The organism is Streptomyces hokutonensis (assembly GCF_042751305.1).
Lineage (GTDB): Bacteria > Actinomycetota > Actinomycetes > Streptomycetales > Streptomycetaceae > Streptomyces > Streptomyces hokutonensis_A.
Window position 1 is genome coordinate 112,518 of record NZ_JBHYWD010000018.1, and the last position, 7,754, is coordinate 120,271.

The 7,754-nt window shown below is 69.5% G+C and carries 7 protein-coding genes; 1 reads left to right on the top strand and 6 read right to left on the bottom strand.

Going from position 1 to position 7,754, the window contains the following annotated elements; genetic code table 11:
* Position 1: 1 nt before the first annotated feature.
* From ACFXC1_RS36645 to ACFXC1_RS36670, 6 genes are all read right to left on the bottom strand, one after another.
* Entirely contained in the window at positions 2–1,594 is a 1,593-nt protein-coding gene (locus ACFXC1_RS36645) for a solute symporter family protein (protein ID WP_381251180.1), read from the bottom strand.
* Positions 1,591–2,151 (bottom strand): DUF485 domain-containing protein, encoded by a 561-nt coding sequence (locus ACFXC1_RS36650; protein WP_381251181.1) that lies wholly within the window; start codon positions 2,149–2,151, stop codon positions 1,591–1,593. Before ACFXC1_RS36650 ends, ACFXC1_RS36645 begins: the two co-directional genes overlap by 4 nt.
* A 69-nt stretch (positions 2,152–2,220) precedes the next feature.
* On the bottom strand, positions 2,221–2,907 hold the full coding sequence (locus ACFXC1_RS36655) for a response regulator transcription factor (protein ID WP_381251183.1): 687 nt from the start codon (positions 2,905–2,907) through the stop codon (positions 2,221–2,223).
* The gene (locus tag ACFXC1_RS36660) at positions 2,904–4,055 is read right to left on the bottom strand and encodes a sensor histidine kinase (RefSeq protein WP_381251185.1); all 1,152 of its coding nucleotides are present in this window, start codon (positions 4,053–4,055) and stop codon (positions 2,904–2,906) included. Before ACFXC1_RS36660 ends, ACFXC1_RS36655 begins: the two co-directional genes overlap by 4 nt.
* On the bottom strand, positions 4,052–4,576 hold the full coding sequence (locus ACFXC1_RS36665; protein ID WP_381251187.1) for a DUF1453 domain-containing protein: 525 nt from the start codon (positions 4,574–4,576) through the stop codon (positions 4,052–4,054). Before ACFXC1_RS36665 ends, ACFXC1_RS36660 begins: the two co-directional genes overlap by 4 nt.
* A gap of 252 nt (positions 4,577–4,828) precedes the next feature.
* Positions 4,829–6,949: a DNA gyrase/topoisomerase IV subunit B gene (locus ACFXC1_RS36670; RefSeq protein ID WP_381251189.1), complete on the bottom strand. Its 2,121-nt coding sequence runs from the start codon at positions 6,947–6,949 to the stop codon at positions 4,829–4,831.
* A gap of 441 nt (positions 6,950–7,390) precedes the next feature.
* Between ACFXC1_RS36670 and ACFXC1_RS36675 the strand changes: the two genes are divergently transcribed.
* Positions 7,391–7,624: a DUF7455 domain-containing protein gene (locus ACFXC1_RS36675; RefSeq protein WP_019072919.1), complete on the top strand. Its 234-nt coding sequence runs from the start codon at positions 7,391–7,393 to the stop codon at positions 7,622–7,624.
* Positions 7,625–7,754 lie beyond the last annotated feature (130 nt).

The window sequence follows — 7,754 nt, forward strand, 5'->3', positions numbered from 1 at the left end:
GCTACACGGCCCCCGCCCCCGTCAGTGCCCGTACCTCGGTCTCCGCGTGTTTGGCCTCGTCCGGGATCTCCGGCGAGGTGACCGTGCCGAGCCAGCCGGCCAGGAAGCCCAGCGGGATCGAGACGAGGCCGGGGTTCTGGAGCGGGAAGAACTGGAAGTCGACGCCGGGGAACAGGGAATCGGGGCTGCCCGACACGACCGGTGACAGCAGCACGAGGCCGAGCGCGGGGATCAGTCCGCCGTATACGGCCCAGACGGCGCCGCGGGTGGTGAAGCCGCGCCAGAACAGGGAGTAGAGCAGTACCGGGAGGTTCGCAGAGGCGGCGACGGCGAAGGCGAGGCCCACCAGGAACGCGACGTTGAGGTCCCTGGCGAGCAGGCCCAGCGCGATCGCGATCACCCCGATGCCGACCGCCGCCGTCCGCGCCACCGCGACCTCGCTGTACGGCTTGGCGCGCCGGCGTCGCAGCGACGCGTAGAGGTCGTGGGCAACTGATGCCGAGGAGGCCAGGGTGATCCCGGCGACCACCGCGAGGATCGTGGCGAAGGCCACGGCGGCGACGATCGCGAACAGGACCGTGCCGCCCGTGGAGTCGGCGCCGCCTCCCAGGTCGAGGGCCAACAGCGGGACCGCGGTGTTCCCGGCCCCGTTCGACTTCTTGAGGGCTTCCGGTCCCACGACGGCGGCCGCGGCGAAGCCGAGCACGATCATCATCAGGTAGAAGCCGCCGACGAGCCCGATCGACCAGACCACCGAACGGCGTGCGGCCCGCGCGGTCGGCACGGTGTAGAAGCGGGACAGGATGTGCGGCAGTCCGGCCGTCCCCAGCACGAGTGCCAGGCCCAGGCTGATGAAGTCGAACCGCGCGGTCCAGTCGCCACCGTACTTGAGCCCAGGCGCCAGAAACGACAGGCCGTGACCGCTGCGGTCGGCCGCGGTGAGCAGCAGTTGGTCGATGTTCCCGTGGAAGCGCAGCAGCACCAGCACCGTCAGCGCGACGGTGGTGCTCAGCAGCAGGATCGCCTTGACGATCTGGATCCAGGTGGTGGCCCGCATCCCTCCCAACGACACATAGATCACCATGAGCGCGCCGACGCCGATGACGGTCCACGCCCGCGCTGCCGGGCTCGTCCCGCCCAGCAGCAGCGACACCAGGCTGCCCGCGCCCACCATCTGCGCCACCAGATACAGAACGGACACGGTGACCGAGGAAGTTCCCGCCGCGATCCGCACGGGGCGCTCGCTCATCCGCGCGGCGACCACGTCGGCGAGCGTGAACCGCCCGCAGTTGCGCACCAGTTCGGCGACCAGGAACAGCACCACGAGCCAGGCGACGAGAAAGCCCACCACGTACAGCATGCCGTCATAGCCGTACAGCGCGATGAGCCCGGTGACACCGAGGAAGGAGGCGGCCGACATGTAGTCGCCCGCGATGGCAAAACCATTCTCCATCGGGGAGAAGAGCCGCCCGCCCGCGTAGAACTCCTCCGCCGAGCCGTGCCGGTTGCGACTCACCCAGGTCGTGATCCCCAGAGTGACGGCGACGAACCCGCTGAACAGCAGCAACGCCAGTGTCTGATGATTGCCGGTCACAGAACACCGCCCCGCACACCACGCGTCAGTTCCTGGGTGTCCCACCGCAGTTCGAGCGCGGCCCGGTCCCTGCGCAGCCTCGCGTGGCGGGCGTACGCCCAGGTCAGCAGGAACGTGGTGAGGAACTGCCCGAGGCCCGCGACCATCCCCACGTTCACGGCACCCGCCACGGGCCGGGCCATCACTCCGGGCGCGGTCGTCGCGGCCACCACGTACGCCACGTACCAGGTGAGGAAGACGATCACGCCCGGCACCACGAACCGCAGATACCGGCTGCGCACCTCCTGGAAGGCCGCGCTGCGCTGCACATCGAGATACACGTCCCCGGCCCGCAGCGCCGGTTCCCCGTCCTCCCTGCGCGCGGCCGGCACCTCGGGAGCGGGCGCCCCCGTGCCGTCCAACTCGCCCCAGCCGGAAGCGAGCGCGTCGTACCACGGGTCGTGGTACCTCACCTTTCCGGATGCCTCGGCGGGGGTCGGGTCATGACCTTCGTGGTTGTCGGCCGGACCCTCGTGACCACTCGCGCCACCGCGGGGACGACCGTTGCTTGACTGCATGCCCAAGGATGGACAGAACGGGAAGATCCCCGACTCTTCTTCTCCCGGGTCTTCACCCCATCAGGTGACTCAACCCGCTGGTGGCCGCACCAGTCCCTTCCCGTAGGCGTAACGCACCGCCTGCGCACGGTCCTTGAGCCCCGTCTTGGCGAACAGGTTGTTGATGTGGGTCTTCACGGTCGCCGTGGAGACATGCAGTGTGCTGGCGATCTCCTGGTTGGTCAGGCCCTCGGCGATCAGTACCAGCACCTCGCTCTCCCTCGTGGTGAGCCCGTCCGGCGGCTCGGCGGGACCCGGCGGGGGCTGCGGCCCGGGGTCCGACAGGCGCTCCAGCAGCCGCCGTTGGATGCTCGGCGACAGGCCCGCGTCCCCGGAGAGCACGCTCTGCACGGCCCGTACGATCTCGTCGCCGCCCGCGTCCTTGGTGAGGTAGCCGCGTGCTCCCGCGCGCAGCGCCGGGAAGAGTGACTCGTCGTCCGCGAAGGTCGTGAGCACCACGACCTGCGTTCCGGGATGCTCCGCACGGATCCGCCGGGTCGCCTCGACACCGTCGCAGCGGGGCATGCGGAGGTCCATCAGGACGACGTCCGGGGCGAGTTCGGCGACGAGCCGCACCGCCTCGTCCCCGTCGCCCGCGGCGCCGACGACCTCGATCCCGGGCAGCAGTCCCAGCAGCATCACGATGCCTTCCCGTACGACGGTCTGGTCGTCCGCGACCACGACCCGCGCGGGCCTCTTCACGGCCTCCTCCGTCATGCGGGCACCTTCAGCGTCACCACGAATCCCTCCTCCTCCGGCTCGGCCCGCAGTGAACCGCCCAGCAACTCGGCGCGTTCCCGCATGCCCAGCAGACCGTACCCACCTCCCGCACCGGTCAGTTCACCGGGCGAACCGCCCGAGTCCCGTACGTCCAGCCGCACTTCGTGCTCGCCGTACTCCAGCCGAAGCAGCACTTTGGCGCCCGGGGCATGCTTGCGGACGTTCGTCAGAGCCTCCTGGGCGACCCTCCGCACGGCCTGCGAGGCCTCTGCCGAGAGTTGCCGCCGATCACCCGTAACGGTGACCTCCGCACCGGCGGTCGTAGCGACGATCTCGGTCAGGAAGTCCTCCAGCGGGGTCATCTCGCCCCGCAGCGCGGACAGGGCCTGCCGGGTCTCGGCGAGGCCGTCCCGGGCCATTCCCCGTGCCGCCACGACCCGTTCGAGGATCGTCTCCCGGTCGGCGCCCCGCTCGATCAGCAGCCGGGCCGCCTCCAGGTGCACGAGCTGGGCCGAGAGGCTGTGTGCCAGCACGTCGTGGATCTCCCGGGCTATCCGGGCCCGCTCCGCCAGCGCGGCGGACTCCGCCTCGGCCGCGCGGGCCATGCGTTCCTGAGTGAGGAGCCGCTGGGCGTTGCCTCTGGCCTCGGCGTCGAGGCGGAGCGTGTAGCCGGCGAGGGCCAGTCCGGCCGTCGTGACCGCGGTGGTCAGCCATACGTCGTTGTTGACCGCGGCGTAGGTCGCGAGGGAGACCGATGTCACGGGCACGGCGACCGCGATGGGCAGCCGCTCCAGCGAGCTGATCGCGCATCCGCACCAGACGACCAGGGCCGGGACCGTGAAGCCGGCCGCCTGTCCCGCGATGGCGATCCCCAGGAGCGCGGCGATGACGGCCACCGACGGCCAGAGCCTGTGGGCGAGAGTGGTGCGCCAGAAGGCCCAGGCGAGGGCGGCGATCGCGAGGATTCCGGCAATGCCTCCGGGTAGGGCCCAGCCGTGGGCGTGGTCGCCGGTGAAGGCGCCCCACAGCAGCATGCCGATCACCAGTACCCGGACGGCCCAGGCGAGCAGGCGCCGGGACCGTGAGACTCCCACTCTGCTCAGCGCCTCCCGCGAGGGCCAGCGCGTCCATGCGTTCTCCGTCACGCGCGCTCCTTCCGGGCGGGCGGCGCCATGCCGAGACCGTACGCCGGGGCGGATCCGGCCGTCCCGGTGAAGGACTGGGCGCGCCAGACCAGGACGCCGGAGCGGACCAGCAGCGTTGCCGCGAGACCGAGCATCAGGGCCGAGCTGTTCTGGTGCACGCCGATCAACGCGCCCAGGGCGACGAGGCCGACGCGCAGGGCTATGCCGACGATCCAGACGCCGGCGCTCGCCTTGGTGCTCTTGCTCCACACGGAACCGTCCGTCTCGACCCACAGGCGTGTGGTCCAGGCCCAGCCGGCTCCGGTGGCCAGCCCGATGAGCAGTTCGACACCGAGCAGGAGGGCCGACTCGGTGTGGTGGTGCGCGTCGAGTATGCCGGGCTCGCGGAGGGCGACGACCGCGAGGACGGCGGGCAGGACCCACCAGCGCCGGTCGGTCCCGATCTGGCGAGCGCGGAACTGTCGCGCGATCACCAGGGCGGCGACGGCCACGATCACCAGCACGTTGACGAGCCCGGACATCAGAGCCTCCGTGAGCGGAAGGGGATGCCGGCGGCGAGCGCTGCCGACGCCTTCGACGCTACGGAAATTCGCAGATCGGCAGATCGGCGCCAGGGTGGATCGTGGGTGGATCCGCGGACCGCGCCGTCCTCCACCCACGGGTGGAGCAGACCGACGGCGCCGGGCATCGGCCGGTGCCTCGGCTCCGGGCCCGTATCGGGCTCGGACCGGGACCGGAGCCGGTGCCCGGCGCCGTCGGTCACACGTCGACGGTCACGCGTCGATGCGCGACCGGTCCAGTGTCGCGGCCGAGCTGGAGATGAACTCCTTGCGCGGTGCCACGTCGTTGCCCATCAGCAGATCGAAGACCTGCTCGGCCGCGTCCAGGTCGGAGAGGTTGATCCGGCGCAGGGTGCGGTGACGGGGGTCCATCGTGGTCTCGGCCAACTGGTCGGCGTCCATCTCTCCGAGACCCTTGTAGCGCTGGATGGAGTCCTTGTACCGGACGCCCTTGCTCTGGAACTCCAGGAGCTTCTCGCGCAGTTCGCGGTCCGAGTACGTGTAGACGTACTTGTCCTGGCCCTTCTTGGGCTGGACGAGCTCGACGCGGTGCAGCGGCGGGACCGCGGCGAACACCCGGCCGGCCTCGACCATGGGCCGCATATAGCGCTGGAAGAGGGTCAGGAGCAGACAGCGGATGTGGGAGCCGTCCACATCGGCGTCGGTCATCATGATGATCTTGCCGTAGCGGGCCGCGTCGATGTCGAAGGTACGGCCAGATCCCGCTCCTATGACCTGGATGATGGCGCCGCACTCGACGTTCTTCAGCATGTCGGTGACGGACGACTTCTGGACGTTGAGGATCTTGCCGCGGATCGGCAGCAGCGCCTGGAACTCGGAGTTCCGGGCGAGCTTGGCGGTGCCGAGCGCGGAGTCTCCCTCGACGATGAACAGTTCGCTGCGCTCGACGTCGTCGCTGCGGCAGTCGGCGAGCTTGGCGGGCAGCGAGGAGGACTCCAGGGCCGTCTTGCGGCGCTGCGCGTCCTTGTGCTGCCGGGCCGCGATACGCGTACGGGCCGCGGCGACGGCCTTCTCCATGACCACTCGGGCCTGGGCCGCCGCGTCGCGCTTCGTCGAGGTCAGGAAGTCCTTGAACTCCTTGGTGACCACGTTGGTGACGATGCGGCGGGCCGCCGACGTGCCGAGCACCTCCTTGGTCTGGCCCTCGAACTGGGGTTCGGCGAGCCGGACGGTGACGACCGCGGTGAGGCCCTCCAGGGCGTCGTCCTTGACGACGTCGTCCTCGGCGACGCGCAGCAGCTTCTTGGCGCGCGCCACTTCGTTCATCGTCTTGACGATGGCCTGCTCGAAGCCCGCGACGTGGGTGCCGCCCTTGGGGGTGGCGATGATGTTGACGAACGACTTGAGGGTCGTGTCGTAACCGGTCCCCCAGCGCAGCGCGATGTCGACGCCGAGTTCGCGCGTGACCTCGGTCGGGGTCATCTGGCCGTGGTCGTCCAGGACGGGCACGGTCTCCTTGAAGGTGCCCTGACCCGACAGACGGAGGACGTCGCAGACCGGCTTGTCGCTCGCCAGGTACTCGCAGAACTCGCTGATGCCGCCGTCGAAGCGGAAGGACTCCTCGCCCTTGCTGCCGCCCTCGCCGAGGCCGTACTCGTCACGGACGACGATGGTCAGCCCGGGCACCAGGAACGCGGTCTGGCGGGCCCGCTGGTGCAGGTTCTCCAGGGAGAGCTTGGCGTCCTTGAGGAAGATCTGACGGTCGGCCCAGTAGCGCACGCGGGTGCCGGTGCGGGTCTTGGGGATCCGCTTGGTCTTGCGCAGGCCACCGGGCTCGAACGCCGCGTCGGGGCCGGCCGCCGTGAAGGAGCCGGGCACACCGCGCCGGAAGCTGATGGCGTGGACGCTGCCATTGCGGTCGACCTCGACGTCGAGCCGCGCGGACAGGGCGTTCACCACGGAGGCACCCACACCGTGCAGACCGCCGGAGGCGGCGTACGAGCCGCCGCCGAACTTGCCGCCGGCGTGCAGCTTGGTCATGACGACCTCGACACCGGAGAGTCCGGTCTTGGGCTCGACGTCGACCGGGATGCCCCGGCCGTTGTCCCGCACCTCCACGGAGGCGTCGTCGTGCAGGATCACCTCGATGTGGTCGCAGTAGCCCCCGAGGGCCTCGTCCACGGAGTTGTCGATGATCTCCCACAGACAGTGCATCAGGCCACGGCTGTCGGTCGACCCGATGTACATGCCCGGGCGCTTGCGTACGGCCTCTAGCCCCTCAAGGACGAGCAGGTGCCGCGCGGTGTAGTTGGAACCGTCCCGGTCTGCTCCTGCCAGCAGCGCTGTCGACGGCACGGACGTTTCGGCGGTCACGCGGTTCGCTCCTCGCTGAATTTCAGATGAGGCCCTTTTGGGTAAGGGCCCGGCTTCGGTTGCCGCTCAGAGGGTACCGAGGCCTGGTAGAGCCGTTGTAACGCCACCCTCGTCTCCTCATCACAGTAGTCCAGGGTCGTATACCTGTTCGATCCCTCGATGGAGTGAAGTACATATCACGTTCCCTTCGGGGCATGAACCATTTAGGCTCCGGGCACGTCCTCAAGAACAACCGGCAACCCAGCCGGGAGGACCGACCCCGACCCACAGCGCGAACCCGTACAGACACATAGACACGCAATACGGCACATTCGCCGCCAACCGGCAGCAGACAGCCGCCCCGGAAGAATTTTTCGAGGAAAAGCCCAGAGCGGGAACGTTTTCGGGCTGGTTGGATGTTGACCCTGGTACGACAGCTCGTCGAGCTAGAGAAGAGGCGACGTGACTACTGTTCTGACCCCCGCGAGCCCGCTGACGGCCGCCGATCGCTGCGACCGCTGCGGCGCCCAGGCATACCTGCGCGTCGTCCTGCTCAGCGGCGGAGAACTGCTCTTCTGCGCCCACCACGGCCGCAAGTTCGAGCCGGAACTCAAGAAGATCGCCGCTGAGATACAGGACGAGTCGGAGCGACTGACCGCCGCTCCTGCAGCAAGCACTCCTGAAGAAGAGCGCTGACACTTCGCGTCCACGACGAGCCAGCACCGGCACAGGCCGGCGAGGGGGGGCGGGCCCCCGCCACAACACGCGATCTCGGGCGCCGCCGCGCCCGGTCGGAAACTACCGCAGTCAGCGAGAGGGGGACCAT